General features: G+C 48.8%; 18 protein-coding genes. 8 read left to right on the top strand and 10 right to left on the bottom strand.

The genetic code is table 11. The features are described 5' to 3' along the window. Positions 1-338 precede the first annotated feature (338 nt). On the top strand, positions 339-2,930 hold the full coding sequence (locus F1593_RS03390) for an RICIN domain-containing protein (protein ID WP_149400157.1): 2,592 nt from the start codon (positions 339-341) through the stop codon (positions 2,928-2,930). A gap of 100 nt (positions 2,931-3,030) precedes the next feature. Here F1593_RS03390 and F1593_RS03395 read toward each other — a convergent pair whose 3' ends face one another. Continuing rightward, entirely contained in the window at positions 3,031-3,606 is a 576-nt protein-coding gene (locus tag F1593_RS03395; RefSeq protein ID WP_149400158.1) for a recombinase family protein, read from the bottom strand. Positions 3,607-3,957: 351 nt separating this feature from the next. Here F1593_RS03395 and F1593_RS03400 point away from each other — a divergent pair, with 351 nt between their 5' ends. From F1593_RS03400 to F1593_RS03415, 4 genes are all read left to right on the top strand, one after another. Continuing rightward, positions 3,958-4,308, top strand: a complete 351-nt coding sequence (locus F1593_RS03400) for an ArsR/SmtB family transcription factor (RefSeq protein WP_149400159.1) — start codon at positions 3,958-3,960, stop codon at positions 4,306-4,308. Beyond that, positions 4,305-4,796: an SRPBCC family protein gene (locus F1593_RS03405; protein ID WP_149400160.1), complete on the top strand. Its 492-nt coding sequence runs from the start codon at positions 4,305-4,307 to the stop codon at positions 4,794-4,796. Before F1593_RS03400 ends, F1593_RS03405 begins: the two co-directional genes overlap by 4 nt. Before the next feature lie 145 nt (positions 4,797-4,941). Beyond that, positions 4,942-5,400 carry a hypothetical protein gene (locus F1593_RS03410; protein ID WP_149400161.1) on the top strand — a complete coding sequence of 153 codons (459 nt, stop codon included), beginning with the start codon at positions 4,942-4,944 and terminating at the stop codon, positions 5,398-5,400. 12 nt (positions 5,401-5,412) lie between these two features. Continuing rightward, the gene (locus F1593_RS03415) at positions 5,413-6,105 is read left to right on the top strand and encodes a DUF998 domain-containing protein (protein WP_149400162.1); all 693 of its coding nucleotides are present in this window, start codon (positions 5,413-5,415) and stop codon (positions 6,103-6,105) included. Between the two features lie 152 nt (positions 6,106-6,257). Here the strand turns inward: F1593_RS03415 and F1593_RS03420 are convergent, their stop codons facing one another. From F1593_RS03420 to F1593_RS03430, 3 genes are read right to left on the bottom strand one after another with little or no spacing between them, the layout of a single operon-like run. Continuing rightward, on the bottom strand, positions 6,258-7,139 hold the full coding sequence (locus F1593_RS03420) for an AAA family ATPase (RefSeq protein ID WP_149400163.1): 882 nt from the start codon (positions 7,137-7,139) through the stop codon (positions 6,258-6,260). Further along, positions 7,132-8,094 carry a Mu transposase C-terminal domain-containing protein gene (locus tag F1593_RS03425; protein WP_149400164.1) on the bottom strand — a complete coding sequence of 321 codons (963 nt, stop codon included), beginning with the start codon at positions 8,092-8,094 and terminating at the stop codon, positions 7,132-7,134. The genes F1593_RS03420 and F1593_RS03425 overlap by 8 nt, the downstream gene beginning before the upstream one ends. Beyond that, the gene (locus F1593_RS03430; protein ID WP_149400165.1) at positions 8,027-8,296 is read right to left on the bottom strand and encodes a helix-turn-helix domain-containing protein; all 270 of its coding nucleotides are present in this window, start codon (positions 8,294-8,296) and stop codon (positions 8,027-8,029) included. The genes F1593_RS03425 and F1593_RS03430 overlap by 68 nt, the downstream gene beginning before the upstream one ends. A gap of 216 nt (positions 8,297-8,512) precedes the next feature. Here F1593_RS03430 and F1593_RS03435 point away from each other — a divergent pair, with 216 nt between their 5' ends. Beyond that, positions 8,513-9,163, top strand: a complete 651-nt coding sequence (locus F1593_RS03435; protein WP_149400166.1) for an SDR family oxidoreductase — start codon at positions 8,513-8,515, stop codon at positions 9,161-9,163. Between the two features lie 414 nt (positions 9,164-9,577). On the opposite strand, the gene F1593_RS03440 is transcribed toward F1593_RS03435, so the two are convergent. Continuing rightward, the gene (locus F1593_RS03440; protein WP_149400167.1) at positions 9,578-9,901 is read right to left on the bottom strand and encodes a hypothetical protein; all 324 of its coding nucleotides are present in this window, start codon (positions 9,899-9,901) and stop codon (positions 9,578-9,580) included. Between the two features lie 110 nt (positions 9,902-10,011). On the opposite strand from F1593_RS03440, the gene F1593_RS03445 reads away from it, so the two are divergent. Next, entirely contained in the window at positions 10,012-10,371 is a 360-nt protein-coding gene (locus tag F1593_RS03445; RefSeq protein ID WP_172631833.1) for a cupin domain-containing protein, read from the top strand. 127 nt (positions 10,372-10,498) lie between these two features. Here F1593_RS03445 and F1593_RS03450 read toward each other — a convergent pair whose 3' ends face one another. Continuing rightward, positions 10,499-11,767, bottom strand: a complete 1,269-nt coding sequence (locus F1593_RS03450; protein ID WP_149400168.1) for a glycosyltransferase — start codon at positions 11,765-11,767, stop codon at positions 10,499-10,501. Between the two features lie 300 nt (positions 11,768-12,067). Here F1593_RS03450 and F1593_RS03455 point away from each other — a divergent pair, with 300 nt between their 5' ends. Further along, positions 12,068-13,141 carry a leucine-rich repeat domain-containing protein gene (locus F1593_RS03455; protein ID WP_149400169.1) on the top strand — a complete coding sequence of 358 codons (1,074 nt, stop codon included), beginning with the start codon at positions 12,068-12,070 and terminating at the stop codon, positions 13,139-13,141. Positions 13,142-13,320: 179 nt separating this feature from the next. On the opposite strand, the gene F1593_RS03460 is transcribed toward F1593_RS03455, so the two are convergent. The 4 genes from F1593_RS03460 to F1593_RS03475 all read right to left on the bottom strand — a co-directional run bounded on the left by F1593_RS03460 (position 13,321) and on the right by F1593_RS03475 (position 20,331). Continuing rightward, on the bottom strand, positions 13,321-15,681 hold the full coding sequence (locus tag F1593_RS03460; RefSeq protein ID WP_149400170.1) for an ArnT family glycosyltransferase: 2,361 nt from the start codon (positions 15,679-15,681) through the stop codon (positions 13,321-13,323). 215 nt (positions 15,682-15,896) lie between these two features. Continuing rightward, a complete protein-coding gene (locus tag F1593_RS03465) occupies positions 15,897-17,267 on the bottom strand; it encodes a cytochrome P450 (protein WP_149400171.1) in 1,371 nt (456 codons plus the stop codon). A 219-nt stretch (positions 17,268-17,486) separates the two neighbouring features. Further along, a complete protein-coding gene (locus F1593_RS03470) occupies positions 17,487-18,710 on the bottom strand; it encodes a cytochrome P450 (RefSeq protein WP_172631834.1) in 1,224 nt (407 codons plus the stop codon). A gap of 190 nt (positions 18,711-18,900) precedes the next feature. Next, positions 18,901-20,331, bottom strand: a complete 1,431-nt coding sequence (locus F1593_RS03475) for an MATE family efflux transporter (protein ID WP_149400173.1) — start codon at positions 20,329-20,331, stop codon at positions 18,901-18,903. Positions 20,332-20,559 lie beyond the last annotated feature (228 nt).

The following is a 20,559-nucleotide window of genomic DNA, read 5'->3' on the forward strand; positions in this document are numbered from 1 at the left end:
TTTTTAAAGCCTACTTTCATCTATTGACAATCCCGGTCAATTACATTATGCTATTGCTAATTGATTAGTCATAATACGTTCCAATACCACAAGGCTCCTTTTTTTAGATGCCTTTGTAGTGCTCTAACGTGCCTTTATTTGCATTGAAGCAGAACAATTCAAGGGAGCAAAGGCAAGCAAGAAGCAACAGCACCATACATTGTCAGCAATAGCAAATCGTGAAAACAATGTTCATGAGGAACATGTTGTAGGACAGGGAGGTTCCTGACGATGCCACATGCTCAACATCTGGGTGCCTCTCTGTCACTACAAATAGTGACCATGGAGGTACACCGAACATGACGATGGAACGTCGTGAATTTCTAAAGCGCGGACTCCTCACTGCAGGAGGATTAGCACTCATTGGTCATGAGATTACATTCAGCCGTGTTGCGCATGCAGCCACGGGAGGCTTTTACACACCCAATCTATCCCCTCTACAACCTGCTTCCTTTTATCGTCTGCCACCGGGCAGCATCAAAGCACAGGGATGGCTGGCAAATCAGCTGCATCTGCAACTCAATGGTCTGAACGGGCAGATGACACAGGTTTCTAGCTTCCTGCAATACAGCTCGACCGGCTGGATCAATCCTGATCAGATTGGGTGGGAGGAGGTACCTTACTGGCTCCGTGGCTATGGCGATCTGGCTTATGTTACGGGTGACACTACCGCACTTGCCACTACAAAACAGTGGATCAATGGCATCTTAGCCACTCAGCAATCAGACGGCTTCTTCGGCCCTTCATCACTCCGTACCTCCCTCAATGGGGGGCCAGATTTCTGGCCCCATATGCCTATGCTCCAGGCCTTGCGCTCCTTCCAGGAATATACGAACGATACGCGCATTATTCCCTTCCTGACAAAATACTTCCAGCTTCAGAATGCGCAATCAAGCTCGGTTTTTTCTCAAGGCTGGGGCTACTATCGCTGGGCTGACAACATTGATAGCATTTACTGGCTTTATAACAGGACAGGTGCCTCATGGTTGCTTGATCTGGTAAAGAAAATCCATCAAAACTCCGCCAACTATATGAATAACCTACCCACGCTGCATAATGTCAACCTGGCCCAGGGGTTCCGCGAGCCAGCACAGTATGGGGTACTGATTGGTGGCTCTCAGTATACTTCTGCAACCTATCAAAACTACAATACGATCATGGGTACGTATGGACAGTTTCCTGGCGGCGGCTTCGCTGGCGATGAGCATGCTCGACCTGGCTACAGTGATCCCCGTCAGGGATTTGAGACCTGTGGGATTGTCGAGTTCATGCAGAGTCACGAACTGCTTACTCGTATCACAGGTGATCCTATCTGGGCAGACCGCACCGAAAATCTGGCATTTAACTCATTACCTGCCGCATTTGATCCTCAGCAGAAAACGACACACTACATAACCAGTGCAAACAGCATCCAACTGGATAATGTGCAAAAAAACGAGGGCCAGTTCGACAATACTTTTGCGATGCAGGCGTATATCAAAGGCATTGTTCAATATCGCTGCTGCCCCCATAACTATGGTCAGGGCTGGCCCTTCTTTACTGAAGAACTCTGGCTGGCAACGCCGGACAAGGGCATCTGCGCCTCTCTTTATGCACCCAGTACTGTTACAGCCAGAGTCGGCGATGGCACCGGCGTGACATTTGTCGAGCAAACAGATTATCCTTTCTCAGATACGATTATCCTCACGCTCTCCACGCCTACCTCACAAACCTTCCCGCTGTATCTACGTATCCCAGGCTGGTGTCAAAACCCCGTCTTAAAGATCAATGGACAAAATACCGCAGGCAAAGCCGGGCCAAGCTATGTCACGATCAATCGTACCTGGGCCAATGGCGATACCGTCACGCTCCAATTGCCGATGCAGACAGGAATACAAACCTGGGCAAACAATCATCATGCAGTTTCAGTGAATTATGGACCCCTGACATTCTCACTACAAATCGGCGCGAACTTCAGCCGCTTTAACAACAGTACAGATCAATGGCCTGAGTATCAGGTCTATCCCACCACCCCCTGGAACTATGGACTTGTACTCAACACCAGCAATCCGACACAATCATTCACTGTGAATAAAAGCTCTGGAGCACTGGCAGCAAACCCATTTACCCAGCAGACGGTCCCGATCACCATGCAGGTACAGGCTCAACAGATTGTCAACTGGCAAGCGGATAATCAGAACGTCGTCACTCCCTTGCAGGATAGCCCGGTACTCTCCAACGCCCCAACCCAGACCATTACTCTCATTCCTATGGGGGCTGCGCGGCTCCGCATTTCTGCTATTCCAACGATCGGCACCGGATCGGGAGCGCATACCTGGCTGGCTCCAGGAACGGGATCATACTTCCGTATCCAGAACCAGAACAGTGGCAAAGTCCTTGGCGTCTCCAATATGTCAACCGCTGATAGCGCCCAGGTTGTCCAGTTTACCGACAATGGCACCTCCGATCATCTCTGGCTCTTGATCGACAATGGTAATGGCTATTTTCGTATCCAGAATCAGAACAGTGGCAAAGTCCTTGGCGTCTCTAATATGTCGACTGCTGATAGCGCCCAGGTCGTTCAATTCACGGACAATGGGACTCCCGATCATCTCTGGGAGTTCATTCCCGATGCAAATGGCTACTTCCGTATTCAGAATCAGAATAGCAATAAGGTACTCAGTGTTTCCACTATGTCCACAGCTGATAACGCTCAGGTGGTTCAGTTTACCGACAATGGAAGCTCCGATCATCTCTGGCGCTTACGCTATGATAGCAGCCACTTCTTCCGCATCCAGAATCAAAATAGTGGCAAAGTCCTTGGCGTCTCTAACATGTCGATTGCTGATAGCGCTCAGGTCGTCCAGTTTACCGACAACGGCACCTCCGATCATCGCTGGTGCTTCCTATGATGTAAATATGAAAATTATTTGAGGTAATTTTTGGGTAATTATCTGAGGTAATACCTGAAATTGGTAGCTTGCTTGGTTGAGGATGATCTCCTCTTTGAATTCACGAGTCCGAGGCCGGTGGAGTAGCCTCTTTGACGTAGCGATACAAGATCGAGCGAGAGATCTCAAGTGTCGAGCAAATCTCTGGGAGAGACTGGTTTGGATCAGCAAACAACCGCCGGGCAAGAACCACTTTTCCATTGGTCGCCAGTCTCTTTGGCCTCCCTCCAATACGTCCCCTTGCACGAGCAGCAGCGAGCCCAGCATTAGTACGTTCACGAATGAGATCTCGCTCAAACTCAGCCAGTGCTCCCATGAGATGGAAAATCAGTTTCCCACCTGGCGTTGTCGTATCGATGTTCTCGGTGACGCTGATAAAGTCAACACCACGATCTTTGAGGACGTTAAGGGTTTCGATAAGATCTTTGAGCGAGCGTCCCAAGCGATCAAGTTTCCACACGACGACGGTATCCCCTGACCGCACAAATGCCAGTAGCTCCTCTAACCCTTTCCGCTCAAATTTCGAGCCGGTGATCTTATCGCCGAAATACTTCTCACAGCCTACTTCTTTTAACGCATCTCTTTGTAAAGCCTCGTTTTGCTCCTGTTTGGAAACACGTGTATAGCCAATCTTTATAGAACCTCTGCAATTTGTGTCAGGTACTCATCTCGCCTACAAAAATTTGAGACTTTGATTTTGACACATTTTTTGAGACAGGTCAATTCTCTGCATCATGCTTGCGGATGTCGTGATCTGCAACTGTGGAAAAGCTGATCAATTTGTGCCAGAAAACGGACGATTTCGAGACGTATGAAACGGCCGGTTCTGGACCTCATGAAACGGTCGGTTTTGAAATAATCTGGCGATAGGCCAACGCACAGGCGTGTTTCTGTGCGTTGGCCCTTGAGGCAATTGAGCTCTCTCGTTATTTCCATGTTCCCTTTATTAAGCATTGACTTAATTAAGTAATTGTTTTATAATCAGGGTATGGATATGTTTGTTGCGCTGGCCGATCCGACACGAAGGGCTATTCTAGAACTCCTTGCGAGTAGTGGTGAGTTATCTGCCACTGCTATCTACGAGCATTTTCCTGTCAGCCCGCAAGCGATCTCACAGCATCTCAAAGTCTTGCGTGAGGCTCACTTAGTGGAGATGGAAAAACGCGCCCAAAAGCATATGTACCGCCTCAATCCACAGACGCTCTCTCAATTTGAAACATGGCTTCAACACACACGACAAAGGTGGAGTGAGCGTTTTGAGGTGTTAGATAGCACACTCGAAACTGAAAAGAAGAAACAAGCGACTAAGAGAAAAAAGGATGGAGAAGAACTGCTATGACAGCGAATGAAACGATCATTGTCGCGGAGCCGGGAAAACAAGAGATGCTCATCATACGCGAATTCGATGCGCCGCGCGAACTTGTGTTTCGAGCCTTCACCGACCCAACGCTGTACGTCCAGTGGCTGGGACCACGAAGGGGCACCATGACGCTCGATGTCTTTGAACCAAAGACCAATGGGAAGTGGCGGTATCTGTACACCGATCCAAATGGTGGAGTGTCTGCATTTCATGGAGTCTATCACGAAGTGCTCACTTCTGAGCTCATCATTAATACCTTTGAGTTTGAAGGGATACCAGAAAAAGGACATGTGTGTCTGGAAACGGTACGTTTTGAGGAATTCCCTGGAGAAAGAACCAAGCTCACCGCTCACTCCATTTTCCAGTCCGTCGCTGACCGCGATAGCATGCTGCAAAGTGGGATGGAAGAAGGAACCAGTGATTCCTTTGAGCGCCTTGCAGAGCTTTTAAAAACGATGGAGAAGTGACTGCAAGAAAGCACATCATGCCCTCAGAGCAACAGTGGGCTGAATCCACTCAGCTCTGCACAGCAAAGGAAGAGCAAGCACGATCTTGCATACGAGAGAAAGGAAACACCTTATGGCAGGCAACACTCGTGAAGGAGAAAGAAGCATGACAGAGAAGATAAGCACAGGATCTCCCTCCCAGGCAGTTTCACCTCGCTCTGATTTGAAACAGTTGGAGAAGTTAGTCGGGACATGGGAACTCTCCGGCGAGACTTCGGGGCGGATCACCTACGAGTGGCTAGAAGGGAGCTTTTTCCTTCTGCAACACGTGGATATGGAACACGCCGGTAACCATATCAAGGGCCTGGAGGTCATTGGGCATCTGCGGCCCTTTGGGGAAGAGCCAGGCCCAGATATCAAATCACGTTTCTATAGCTCAACCGGCGACACCCTCGACTATGTCTACGAACTGGTTAACAATACGCTCATGATCTGGGGTGGGGAGAAAGGTTCTCCTGCCTACTTCAAGGGAAGATTCAGCGAAGATGGCAACGCCTGCACCGGTGCCTGGGTCTTTCCGGGCGGCGGTGGGTATAGTACCACTATGACCAGAGTGGTACTATAGGAGGATCGAGAAATGGCTCAACCACTTCCCATCACGAAATCAGTATTCACTGGACAAACCCTGGCAGCGCGGATTTCCATCGCCACAGGAGTGCTCTTCGTGCTCCTGCTCTTGAGTCTCCACGTGCTTGAGCCAGAGTTTGACCCGACCTGGCGCTTCGTCAGCGAGTATGCTCTTGGCCCCTTTGGCTGGCTGATGCACCTGGCATTCTTCCTGCTTGCAACCAGCCTGGCAAGTGCAGGGGTCGTCCTCTTTTCCTCCGTCCGCAGCATGGTGAGCAAAATCAGTCGCCTGGTGGGCTACATCGGTCTCGCCATCCTGGGCCTGGCTGCTATCGGCATACTCATCGCGGCCATCTTTACCACCGACCCCATGACCACTCCTCCAGCGGCGATGACCTTGAGCGGGAATATGCATGTCTTTGGCGCTTCACTGGATTATACGCCGGTGGCTGCTCTTGTGCTGAGTTTCGTTCTGGCGCGTCAGCCAGCCTGGCGGCCTATTCGTCGATGGCTGTTTCTCACCGCCGGAGTAATGCTACTCGCCATGGTAGCATTTATGCTCATGCTGCCACATGACGGTAAATTCGGTCCTGGCGTGCTTGCCGGCCTGTTCGGACGCTTCCTGCTGGTGTCCTATCTCGGCTGGCTCTTGACCATTGGGTTCCACACCCTCAAGCTGTACCGCCGAGCTGACAACGCCTGACCGATGCTGATCTACCGTGCACAGTCATACAAGTCGTCCCCCTCTCGCAGCAGAGGGAGACGACTTGCTTTTTCATACATCTCTTTGTCGCAAAAAACCAACGGTTTTGAGATGATCCCTTCTTGCTTTCTCAATGGAGAGACGATCATCAATCAATCTGGCCCAATGATGAGATTCTTGCGGGCCGTCTCCACCACTTCTTTCGTGACGACGGTGAGTTGGTTGGCGACCAGAACATGTTCGACTTGCATCATCAGGCGCTCAATGACGCGAATATTGCCCCTGGTGATGCGAAGAATGGTCGCGACGGCCTCCTGATCGGTAAAATCGTCGGAATGTGCCGATACCCGATGACTCCAGCGCTGATCGAGGAAAAAGCGTGTCTCCTCCTCAGATAACAGCTCCATCTCATGATTAAATCCAATACGTGAGTACAACTGCGGAGCACGTGCGACACGCTTCTCCAAGCCGGGCATGCCCAACAACACCAAGCCAATCTTCCCACGATCGGCGATATCGCGAACCTGCTCCAGCCCCATGTCCTTGAGCCGGTTGGCCTCATCAACCACCAACAGCTCAATCAGCCGTGAAAAGCGGCGTGTTACCAAAAACTCTTCTTTGTCCTCGTGACGCCGATTGGCGGCTTCCACCAGATACGAAAATGCTGCAAACAACGTCAGCACCTCTTTTTCGATGCGCCCAGGAGCCCCCGTCACTGGAGGAGTATAGAAGACCGTTCGGCAGTGCTGAATGGAAGCGTCCAATGGGGCAGAAGTGAAGGCCAGAGGTCGGTAGGGATAGAGGCCATCCACTGCGCTGCGTCCCGTGAAGGTAATCAAGGGTTCTGGTAAGTATGGCTCGATCTGGTTCCATTGAGCATAGTAGGTTGCAGACTCCGTTTTTCCCGTGCCAGGAGGTCCATATCCCAGACCGACCACACGGGCACGCCGACAGGCATCACACATTTCGGCAAAGCGCCGATATCCTTTGGTCACTACAAACCCCTGTGACGGTTTCTTGTCGTGGTTAGTCATTGATATACCTCTTGAGCGATGGTCGTGAAGTGCTGGGCGCTGGTGGAGCGACAGGCATCATGAGTTCCGGGGTTGGTTCGTGATGGATTTCAAGAAAGCGATCAACCATTGCTGCTCGCGTCGAGAGTTCCGCTCGGACCTGTTTGCGGCGAAGAGACCTCGCCTTCTCAATCTCTTTCAAGCTCACCATCTGCCCAGAGAGTTCCTGACAAATGGCACGGCAGACAAAGCGCTCCTGGTGAAAGACCCGGATGATGGCCAGATCGGCAGGATCGTATCGAATCACGACCTCTTCTTTGACATACCCCGCGAGCGTTGGATCTATATAGCGGTACCCTTGAAAGCGGATGCCATCCTGCTGCACTCGACGCGTTTTCGCCACGGTTAAAAGCAACAAGTCCAATTGTTCGAGCGACTTCGGCGTTCGTGGGAGAAATCCTCCCGCTTCCCAGCGCTCCTGGGGTTTGCATTTGGTTTCGATGTGGACACGGGTGTGGTAGTCTTCAAGCAACCAGGTCCGAAAGCGTTGCTCAAAGGCTGGTAACGTCAGCGTTGCCTTTGCTCCGGTCGATCCCTTTGGGGCATATCCTGGCAAATCTTGCAGCAGTAACTGCTCGACGCTACGGAAAAAGCGTTCTACCTTGCCACGACCGCGAGGAATACTCACTTGCGAGAAGATCAACTCCATTGGGAGGTCAGCGGCGACCTGTTCCATGTGTTTGCTGGTGAAATCGGAGCCGTGATCAGTGTAGAAGACGCTCGGAATCCCGTACGCATGCCAGCGAGGATCTTCTTTGGAACAGATCGCGTGACGAAGTGCGAGCGCGGTGGTCAGCGCAGTCGATGCTTGAAAGCTGAAGCGATAGCCAACAATCATCCGACTGTAATCATCTTCGAAGGGTAATGGCCTCTGCGGATAAGCGACGAGATGTGTCTCTGTCAGAACGTCTGGCATTTGCCAGCCCTGCGAGTCCTTTTTCTCGATACTGTTTGATCCAGCGTTGGATCGTCGAGAGAGGAATCTGTTGATCGCGTGCAAGCTGCGTCTGGGAGATCTGGCCTTCTAAGGCAGGACGTAAGAGCGCAAAGCGTTCGAGAGCCTGCGTGCGCTGTGCCTCTGAGAGGCTCGTCAGTGATGGTGATGCTTTTGTTGTCATTGAGCGTCACGTTTCGCAGAAAAAGAACCAACTGCACCGTACCTCTCAAGTATACCCACTCCCTCAGATAATTGTCAAAAAATTACCTCAAATAATTTTCATATTTACAGGCTCGCGCATACCAATGCGATTGAGAGGAGCAACATACATGGACCTTACAGGTCAACGCATCGTCATCATGGGGGAAGCTCAGGAATCGGTCTCGCTACTGCACAGATGCTTGTAGAGGCCGGGGCGGAAGTCACTATTACAGGACGAAACCCGGAGAAAATCAATACTGCGGTCGCGCTACTGGGAGAGCGCGCTCACGGCTCAGTCGTAGATGCTGCATCTATTCCGCAACTACAAACCTTTTTTCGCGAACACGGGGCCTTTGAACATCTGGTCATTGCTGTGAGTGGCGCTGCAGGCGGTGGAGCATTTCATTCCCTTGATTTGCAGGATTTGCGTCACGGTTTCGAGGCGAAGTTCTGGCCACAGATCGCCGTTGCTCAGACCAGCCTGCAAATATTACAACGTGATGGATCGATTACATTCATCACTGCTGGTTCATCGCGTCAGGCTCTTCCTGGGACAGTTGGCCTGGCGGCGATTAACGGTGCGCTGGATGCCATGATTCCAACGCTCGCCGTAGAACTGCGTCCCCTGCGCGTCAACGCCGTTTCGCCCGGTATTATCGTCACGCCGTGGTGGGACCGCGTATCGGAAGACTTCCGCAATGACTTCTTCGCGCAATCAGCGGCTGGCACACCAGTTGGGCGCGTCGGTCAGCCGGAAGATGTCGCGCAGACCATCATTTTCCTCATCCAAAACACCTTCGTGACTGGCAGCATCATCGACTGTGATGGTGGAGCTCGCCTCTGCTAAGCAGCCATTGTAAGGGATGACCACGATGATACGCCAGATGGTAAGGCAATCGTGGTCATCTCATGATATTTGCCTTTTTCTTCTGCTAGACACAACGAGTTGGGACCCTGTCACTGTGTAAAAAAGCCGTAGCCGCCCTCGTTCTACGGGGGAGTGAAACGCACCTCTTCCCCCATGGTGAGCGTCACCCTCTAACCCCTGTTCCTGCCTCGCTTGGAGCGCCTTCGGGGGATGTTTTGCGTACGACTCCACCGTAGAATGGTGGCGGCTACGTTAGTTCTCCCCATCCACCCGCACCATGATTTCCCTTTTTCATTTTTGTGCCATTTTCATTTGTAAAAAAGCATAAGATGATCGAAGAAGCCGCCCTTAGAGCTTAGCGTTGCACACTCATACGAATGCTCAGCAAGAACGTCAGCAATGCCAACGCCACAAATGCTGCGCTGATCCACCCGAGCGCATTGATTGGAGCAAATTGCAGCGCAAAGCCACCGAGAGCTGCCCCTCCGGCAATACCCAGATAGAGTGTTGAGTTATTGGGGCCAGGATCACATTGGCGTGCTCAGGAGCCAGGCCACGGAGACGGCGCTGCTGCGTAATAAAAGCGAGCGATCCTAAGGCTCCCCAGATAAAGAGCACGATAAGCGCACTGACTGGATTTGTGTCCGAAAAAGAGAGTGCTTCTTTTTTCACTCTGATGACACGTGGTCCGCCAACAATGGATTCAGTCCAGCACATCTCTCATGATCCAAAACGCGATCCATTTCGGCTATAATGAAAGCGTCAATCGAGAACCAACCGTAGCTTTCGACTTACTTCAATTCACGACTAAAGAAAGAAGGATGGGTATGTCAACGATGCAGATCAAGAGTTTGAACACACCAGAGGAAATTAGAACCCTGCCCAAGACCATGGTCGAAGTAATCACCTTTGGTGAGTTATCGCTCATGAAATTAACCTTCCAACCGGGCTGGCGATGGTCGGAGCACGTAAAACCCACCGCTGGTACACAAAGTTGTGAGGTACCTCATTTTAACTACGGTCTTTCTGGACGCTTACACGTGCGCATGGATGATGGCACGGAGAGTGAAATAGGTCCAGGCGACGTCCAGTTGCTCCCACCAGGGCACGATGCCTGGGTTGTCGGGGATGAACCCTACGTTGGGTTGGACTTCCAGGGTGGTCATCTCTATGGTAAGCCTTCTTGACTCTGGCAGTTTAAAAGAGCACCATGGGAAAAACTTTATGCTCTTCCCATGGTGCTCTTTTAAACTGCTTTCCCGCTTTACTATAAGATAATATGATATCTCTTCACAGAGACACTTCCAGAAATGCCTATAGTATCGATCGAAGAACAGAGACTGCATTACCAACACCATCTTCAGCCCTGATTTGCTGTCCCAAAATGGCAGCTTTCTTCCGCATCATCTGATCTTCAAGCATCCTATGAATAGCACTGGAAAGCGCATTCACGCTGAGCTTTTTGACAGGGATAGGATCTGGACCAACTCCCAATGCAGCTACACGCTTTCCCCAAAACAATTGTTCTGAATAGACAGGAGCAAATGGCACGACAAGAGTTGGAATACCAGCGCGTAAACTGGCTCCAGTCGTACCCGGGCCACCATGATGAATCGCTGCTGCCACACGAGGAAGTAACCAGTCATGAGGAACGCTTTCAAGCAGTAATACATTTTCAGGGGCCTCTGAAACCATAAGTCCTCCCCAACCAGTAGCCAGTATTGCACGCACGCCAGTTTGTTTGACCGCATCCAAAACGCACTGGCTTACACGCTCTGTATCCTGACTTCTCATGCTGCCAAAACCAATATAGACAGGAGGTGGCCCTCCTTTTAAAAAGGCAAGCAGTTCGGCTGTAGGTTGCCACGTCTTTGGCGCAGGCAGAAACCAGAAACCGGTCAGATGGACATGCTCACCCCAATCTGCTGGTTTGGGAAAAGCTATAGGACTGAATGCATAGAGAAGTGGTCTATCAGTAGCAAGGATAGGAGCGAACATGCTTTTCGTATACAAATCCAGGTGCAGCGTCTGCTGCCTCCATTTGTTTAAAGCTGGGCGCATTGCCAGACTGCTCAAGCGCTCAAACAGTGTATAAGTGAGCTGATTGTACCAGCAGCCCAGGGGGAGAAGAGGCATTCCAATACACGGAAAGGCACGCGTGGGAAGAATATAAGAATGAAGATGTGCCGGAATGGACTGGATACCAAGCTTTTCGGCAATATGGGGAACTGAAAAAGTGCCTATAAATGAATAAATAAGCACATCCGCACCTTCCACCAGAGAGGGAAGCGTTTCTCGTAACAAACGCAGGAACGTCTGTCTCGCATTACGGTCCGCGCGGGAAGCGCTCATACCTTCGGCTATTTCCTGGTCCATCCGATCCATGATTGTCACCAAGTCCCATTCTACGGTGAGACATGGTAAACCCTGCTCTTCGACAAAAGATTTAAAATTGGCATTGGTCCCTACTGAAATATCAAAACCCGCTTGCTGCAATCCAAGTCCCAAAGCAATATAGGGCTGGATATCGCCTCGTGTTCCCAGAGCCAGGATACGTACATGCTTATTCTTCGTAGCTAACATACCAACTCCTTACTTGATCTAGACACTTAAAAACAGGCTGAATCACTTAGAAGCGCTTGATAATGCTACATAGATTTCATGCTAATCAAGTATTGCATAGCAAATACGCAATACCCATAGCTGAAAAACAGAGCCTCATTCTCCATGTAAAAAAGGGCGACCTTGACTCTAATTTAAATAGCTGGATCGTGTATAAGCTTGTCTAATTTCATTGACTTTAAAATACATTTAGTATATATTTCATAATGGAATATATAAGAATACAGGTGCTGAGTATACGCCTATTGAGGTAACTATTTGATGAACAAGCAAGAGCACGGTAGCGACAAACTCCTTGTTGGGAGACTCCTGAGCGCTTTAAGGGCAAAACCGAAAGATATTCAATACAATGAAAAAGAAGAACTGATTGCGCTGGATCTCTCTGACCTAGCTCTGAGTGAAATACCTTTTGAAGTAACACAATTCCATAATTTACAACAACTCTCGCTCTCAGGGAATCGGATCTCTCTGATCCCAACTGAAATTGGACACTTGCATAATCTCCAGGAACTCTTGCTCGATGCCAACCAATTGCTATCAGTGCCCGCTGAAATTGGACGCTTGCGCAATCTACGGCAACTCTCAATTTCATGGAATCAACTGCTATCAATACCTGCTGAAATTGGACACTTGCATAATCTCCAGGAACTCTTGCTAACGGGGAATCGCCTACCATCAATACCGGCAACGATAGGGCAGGCGCACAATCTTCAAAAAATCTCGCTGGAGGCCAATAGACTGACGGAGCTCCCTATCGAGATCGGACAACTGGGCAATCTTCAGGAACTCTCTCTCTCATGGAACCAGCTCTCCTCCTTGCCTGTTGAAATCGGACGTCTGGGCAGCTTGCAAAAACTTTTTTTAGCAAAAAACCGACTGACAGAGCTCCTTATTGAGATCGGGCATCTGAACAATCTTCAGGAACTCTCTCTCTCATGGAATCAACTCTCATCTTTGCCCATTGAAATCGGGCATCTGAGCAACCTGCGTCAGCTCACATTAATTGGTAATCGATTATCAGCACTCCCCACCGAGATTGGACAACTGAGCAATCTTCAAGAACTCACCCTCACAGGGAACCAGCTGCTAGCAGTACCAACTGAAATCGGGCTCCTGAGCAACTTGCAAGAGCTTTCGCTCTACGGAAATAAGTTAACATCAATACCAATAGAGATTGGAGATTGCTTAAATCTCCGAGAACTCGCTCTGGACAAAAACCAGCTGCTATCGATACCAGCCGAGATTGGACGCTTGAAGCATTTAGAACGGCTTTCGCTCACCGGGAACCGGCTTCTAGCGATACCAACCGGCCTAAGCCATATAGCAAAGTTATAAGCAGAGCAGAAGATACTTGAGCATCCGAGTAACTTGCAACAATGCGCCCGTTCCCCGGCTATGGAAATTCTGGAAACCGGAGAAACGGGCGCAAATTGTTTCATACATGAAAGGTAGGCAATGAGCCAGCTCACTATCCATCCATCCTCATTGTCCTCCCCTGTCCATGCAGCCAGAAATTAGTGGATGGTGGCACAATCATATAACACTGGTTTTCCACTGGCGGGATCTCCAGTATCAGATTTTGAACGCCCCCACTGGTCCGCTGTAACAACTGTGCAGTTACGACTCACCCAGTTAAGCAATTGGTAATTTGCGTTGTTCGCCTGTACTTGCTCTAATTCCTTCATAACAGTTCTCAGGCGCGGTGTCAATTGATCAATCTGGGTAGAAGAGAGAAAAAACGATGATAGCCAGAAGTAACGTACCCGTCCACTGGCAATCTGCTGCTTGAGTTTATTCACAGTGAATATCTCATCATTACCATTGAAACCTCCCAGTGGCATAACATTCCTTCCACTCTGTAATACAAAAGGGGCCGCTGCCAGTGAGGTTGAAGTGGCTACCATGTCGTGCTGACTTTCCTGATGCGTCTCCAGATAGTTTACCAGTTGCGGATCAACCTGCGCATAATCTACGACACCTTGCAATAACAAGATAAAAGGATCGCTCGCAGCGGAACGCGCAGGACCAGCAACCGGAACGAGACCATTGGCAGGATGTTGTATCGTTGACACAGACCACAGTGTAGGGGCAAGCAATATTGTAATGATTCCTGATGCAAAAACAATTCCGGAGAAGGCTATATGGGCTCCTGGAAGTTGCCAGCCTGGTTTCAGAGGAGCCGCTCCTGCTACAACTTCAGGCTCTTGCTGAAACACCTGTGCCGGTCGAGCCAAACGGAACCAGACAAGAAGAATAACGACGATCAACAAGACCGCTACAATAATTGGAGTTAACCAATAGTTATAGCTAGCAAAAGGTGCAATGAGAAACGCATGAAGCAATGCCGTGAGCGCAAACCCGAACGGCAACAACCACCCTCGCCATCCCGGCTTCCGATATGCATGCCAGAGCTCGATAATCCCAATGCTTGCGAGGGCCGCTATCGATGGCGCAAGGACCACAAGATAATATGATTGCACAAGCACGTCCAGGGTGAAAAAAATCGCCTGAATGATAAACCAGGCCCCCCAGAAAATAAATGCTTGCTGCTGCCTCGATAGACGCTTGACATGCACGCCTTTCTCTGTTGACACCTCACGCTTTTGCCAGATGAAAGCAAACAAACCGATTACGGCCAATGGCAACAGCCAGCTCACCTGATCCCCCAGGGTTGTGAGCAGGCGTAATGGTCCACCAGCCAGGACATATAACTTTCCAATAATATTTGCACTACTCGATGAGCTGCTCACACCAGAAATCAAAAGACCGAGAATTGCGCCCAGAGGACGCTCAACTCCGTTGTTACCAAGACCAAGCCCAACCTCTGTATCATTTCCACTTGAGCCAACATAGGGTCTCTGACTGGCAGGAAAGCTATCAACAATGAATGACCACGAAAACGAGACGACTGCGATTACCAGAATAGCTAGCACAATATGTGCTAACCGCACTCGTCGCCGCTTCGGAGCAGCCCGCAAGTAGAGGAGAATAAATGCAGGCAGTACCAGATACGCCTCCATCATCTTAATATTGAAGCCTAATCCTAAAATAACTGCGCTCGTCAGCAACCAACCCAGGCTGCCTTTTTCCGCCGCCTTAATCAATGCCCATGACGCAAGCAAGATATCCAGTGTGAGTAAACCATCCATGGTTGTCGCACGACTGGCGACTACACTCACTGGCATAAGCGCCAGGAACAATGCTGCAATTAATCCGGCAGGTACTCCAAATGCACGTTTGACTAGATGATAGAGCACTGCCACGGATGCAATTCCTGCCAGCGCGAGCGGCAACATCAAACTCACACCACTAAATCTAAATATCTTTACACTCACTACCTGCAACCACAATGAGATCGGGGGTTTATCCATAGCAATAAAGCCACCCGGCTCAAATGAGACAAAAAAGAAATTATGCCAGCTCATTGACATACTTTTCACGGTCGCTGCGTAGTAGATGTTACCAAGATTATTTTGTGAGATCTGACAGAAATAGAAAAATGCGGAGAGAAAAAGAATACCCAATAATGCTAGATTCGACCAATGTGTCAAAACGCTATTTGCCTGCTTCTGATCTTCTAGCCCTGAAGAAACTTCTGCATTCTGGCGTTGCTTCTTCCAGCGCAGAATAGGCCTGGATACAAACTGTTCATTGATCAGAAACACAAGCGTCAACTCCACCGCAACGAGAAAACTGCCCAATACCTGTGGTGAGTCCCAGGAGTATACTGTACTCACCGCAATCAGTCCACACAACAGGCCAATTACAGCTCCTGCCGCTGTCAAAATACCAATGATATCAATACGTGGCGACTCGCTATTCTCTGGGATTTGTTGGCCTGGAGCAGGCACGCTGGGGGATTCCGATTCACTCACATAACACCTCTTTCTTCATTCAAAAAGGGCGGATTTACTATTTTCATGCAACCATCCGGCTCTTTTGTTGTTTATAAAGTAATTGCCCACCTGAAGCAGCAGCATTACTCAGGAGATGCATATGCACCCAACCTGATATAAGCGCACACCATTCTAATCTTGATAGGTGAAGAGATTAGAATGGTGTGCGCTGTTTCTACATCATAGAGATAAACTTATGCGTTCTTCTGAACAACCGCAGCCAGTTTTCCATTCGGGCACAGTGTAATGTTTTGCGATGGGTCTGGTGCCACATGTTGTCCCGGGATTAATGAAAAGGTCACATGTTGCGCAAGGGTTGCAACCAGTAATTGACCCATCATTAAAACAAAATGATTGCCGATACAAATCTGTGGCCCAGCCCCAAAGGGGAGGTATGCATTACGTGGTTGCAGTCTCTCATTCTCGGCAGAGAAACGGTCGGGATTAAACTGATAGGGATCAGGGAAATATTCTGCTTTACGGTGCATCGTATAGGGCGAGACCAACAAACTCGCACCTTTCGGTATGCGGTAACCGTCAATCGTGACATCCTCTAGTGTCTCGCGTAGAATAAAGGGAACTGGTGGATAAATGCGCATGGCTTCTTTAAAAACCTGCAAACAGAGAGGCAGCCTGGCAAGATCCTTTACAGTCGCCTTCTGTCCTTGCAAAGCATCCTGCACTTCTTGTTGTACTTGCTTATAGATCTCAGGATTTTCACAGAGGAAGTACCAGGTCCAGGAGAGCGCAGCCATGGTGGTTTCGTAACCAGCACCAATCAAGGCAACAAATTCGTCAATGATACGCAGGCTACTGACACGATTACCATCTTCATCAAGTGTGTCACTGAGTACGGAAAGCATATCCAGGCGATTGGAAATTTGTGGATCTTCAGGCTGATTGCCACGTCGTTCCAGAATCATTGCATCAATGCTGTGATCAAGAAAGCTTTTTGCCTCATGCACATGTCGGTTATAGGCGGTAGGCCAACTTTCTGGTAGTGTAAAAGATCTGGTCCGCCGCGCAGTATGCTTATATCCAACCACGAAGGCATCTAACAATTCAGAGACCCGCCGTGGATTATCAACATCGAAAAGAACTTTGACAATAATACTCATGGTGAGATCGGCCATCTGCTCCTTGATGTCAATATTCTCTTTATCATTCCAGGATCGCGCACGTTCCTCTGCATACTGTACAATTGTATCTGCGTAATGAGTAATATGCCGTGGCTGGAACATCGGGGCCATTACCTTACGCCGCTGACGGTGTGTATTCCCCAGACTGAAGAAGAGTGCTTCTCTCTGCGTAAAACGACGCGATATACGACTCTTCGAGAAATAGTCATATGCATACTCAACCATAACGCTCTGCACGTACTCAGCTTTGTTAAGAAGAATCATGGTAATCGGCCCCATATGAAAACCACAGATGTCCCCCTCCGCCGCCAGACGCTCAAAAAAACGTAATTGATCGTGCGTAAAGTTACGCAAACTTCCAATTATGGGAACTTCACGAATAAAAGGAACAGTTTTCGCTTCGGATGTGTGAGCTGGAATAATCATTTTTTCCTCCTTGGGGAAAATGGATACATTGCCAATAGCAAGTAGGCTTTTTCGTGGCGGAGAACTTTTACACGATGTATCACACTCTTCTCATAACAGAAAAAGATGGGTTCGCTCCTTTCCTGTAAAAAGGTATGGAGTGTGCATGTGACTTATGGTTACAAACAGGATCAGGCAAAACCAGGCAAGGACCACACCAGGAACAGTAGCTGTGAATATTTAAGAAGGGGTAAATGTGACTGGTAAATGCTTGAGCCCATAGACAATACGACGTCCATCGAGGAGCTCTAATGGCTCATGATCCGCCCTCCTGAGATTGGGTAGTTGTTCAAGCACCATACGTAAGGCAATTGATGTCTCTAAACGACTTAATGGAGCCCCGATACAATGATGAATACCATAACCAAAGGAGAGGTGACGATTGGGTTTACGCGACACCTCAAACTTTTCAGGTGTGGTAAATTGTTCTGGATCACGATTGGCGGAGGCAATCCAGGCCATTACGACTGCTCCTTCGGGAATTGTGACACCGCTGAGTGTCACCTCACTGGTCGTGACACGCATCATACGCCAGGCAGGAAAGGAGAAGCGTAAGACCTCTTCCATCGCCAATGGAACCTTATCTGGTTGCTCTTTCAGGTATTGCATTGCCTCCGGATTCGCATCCAGGCAGGCAACCATGTGCCCTAAAATGCTCGTTGTCGTCAAATAGCCAGCCAGATAAAGCTGAAAACAAAAACTAATCAATTCATCATTATTTAAATGCCTGCCTTCAATCTCTGCTGTCGCCAATTCACTGATGACGTCCTGGCGCGGATGCAAACGGCGATCTTCGATCATCTCCTCAAAATAATCAGCCATCTCTTCGGCACTCTGACGTCCACGGCGGAATGCTTCAGGCTCTTCACCTGAAAACATCTGTGCATCACTGACCTGCATAGCCAGCAGCTCGTCGGTCCAATGTTTACACTTATACCATTCATTGGTAGGCATACCCAACATCTCTGAAATGACACGTACAGGCAAGGCATAGGCAAAGTCGTCAATCACATCCATCTTCCCGGAGGAACGCACATTATCCAAAAGCTCCTGCACAATCTCTTTGATGCGTCCCGAAAGCTGGGCAATCGACTGTGGCGAAAAAGCAGAGGTAACCAAATTGCGCAAAAGCTCGTGCTGCGGTGGATCAATCGATAGCAACAGGCCTATCGTAAAATCAGAGGATCGTTTGCTGGAAATGGAACGTATAGGTGTACGTGATCGGATATCAGCGGAAAATCGGCTGTAATCATTGAGTACAACACGCACATCATCATAGCGAAAAATATGCCAGCATTTACTCCTCTCATCCAGCCAGATAGGCTGGTCTACACGCATCTGGTCAAACCATTGATATAACTTTTGCACGTCGTCGGTAGTATAAAGGGCATCCAGCGAAATCATGCCGTCTTTTCTCCTTTTCTGCATCCTTAGCCATAAAACGTTTTTCTATAAATATCAGTACTACCGTATTTGAACAATAGAGATAATCATCTCTATTGTTCAAATACGGTAGCACTTCAATACGCTAATTCAATCGCTACAGCTAACAATGTTGCATCCCGATCAAGGGATAAGCACTTTCAGTTACTCTCTATTGAGCAGAATCTGCTTCATCAATGATCTGATCACTGTTTGCTGTTGCTCCTACAACGGAGACCTCGGATTGCGCACGCTTCTCCTGATATCTTTTGTTCAATCGGCGCACTTCAATAATGAGCCAGGTACCCGTGGTGAGAAAGGTAATGGCATCAGTCACCGGACTGGAAGCCAACACTCCTTGCAATCCAAAAAAATTTGGAAGGATCAAAAGTAACGGAATGAAAAAGATAAGTGGTCTGGCATAGGTAATGATTAATGCATCTCTAGCTTTACCAATGGCTTGAAAGAAACCACTTCCAATAGACTGCACGACAATAATTGGCAAGCCAAGTAAGTAGATGCGCATGGCATAGCTACCAAACCGAATCATCGCTTGATCACGACTATCAAAAAATGCCACAATCTGGCCAGGAATCAACTGGGTAATGATAAAGAAAAACAGGCTTACGATGAAACCCATCAGCAAACCATATTTCAATGCATCTTTGACTCGGTTCAGTTGTCCAGCCCCATAGTTAAAACCAATAATGGGCTGAATACCCTGGCTGATACCTAAAAGCGGAATAGTACAGAGAATCTGGATACTGACAATAACTCCCATGGCTGAGATTGCAACATCACCACCATAGCGCCCCAGACTATTGTTAATAATAAAATTCAAAAGGCTCGATGTCAGTGGAACACCACAGGGAGCTGCACCTAGCGCCAGAATTGGACCAACCTGCGAGGCCCGCAATCTCAGATTCTTTGTATAAAATTTGACATGGCTTCTTCCCAGGAGGAAATGCGATAATACCCAGGCAGCTGATGCCAGCTGCGCGAGAACGGTTGCCCAGGCAGCACCTTTAATCCCCCAGCCAAAACCGAAAATGAAGATAGGAGCAAGAATCACATTCAGCAATGGCCCAATTAACAAAGTGACCATGGCCTTTTGCGGGTTTCCTTCACCTCGAATAAAATTATTCATTCCAGTACTGAGCAGGTTGACAATGGTGCCCAGCAGAATAATCTGCAAGTAATCTGTCGCGTAGGGCAAGATCTCTTTGCTTGCCCCGTATGCCTGCAAAATCGGGGTGACAAACACAAGCCCCAGAATGGTGAAAATGATCGAGACAAGTATCAGGAGTGTGAGCCCGTTTCCTAAGATCTGCTCCGCTTCATCTCTTTTTCCTTCACCTATCTTGATGGAAAGTAAAGCTGCTCCGCCCGTACCCACCAGCGTTGAAAGGGCCGCCATGATCATCATGACTGGAAATGCAATTGTCACACCCGCAATACCAAGAGAACCAACACTGTTACCAATAAAGACTCTATCGATGATGTTATAAATTGCGCTGACAAGCAATACAATGATTGCGGGTAGAGAAAATTGCAAAACTAATTTTCCAACCTTCTCATCTCTGAGCTTCGTACTCTGATCCATATTGGGTTCTACCTCGTACCTCTCTCAATAGCAATTCTATGTCTTAACTCGATATCCGTTGAATCCACTGACCTCACTCACGTGATGCAAGCAAGCTGTACACCCGATGATCTCCGTATCTCCTCCTGGTGTACAGTAGTAATCTGCTCTTTTCACTCAGCAAATAGATCCTTTACCAGATTTCAGGTTTCTTTCATCTATCACCATTTTTGGTCTCAAAAACACTTG

Origin of the sequence: Dictyobacter arantiisoli (assembly GCF_008326305.1) — a bacterium.
Classification (GTDB): domain Bacteria; phylum Chloroflexota; class Ktedonobacteria; order Ktedonobacterales; family Ktedonobacteraceae; genus Dictyobacter; species Dictyobacter arantiisoli.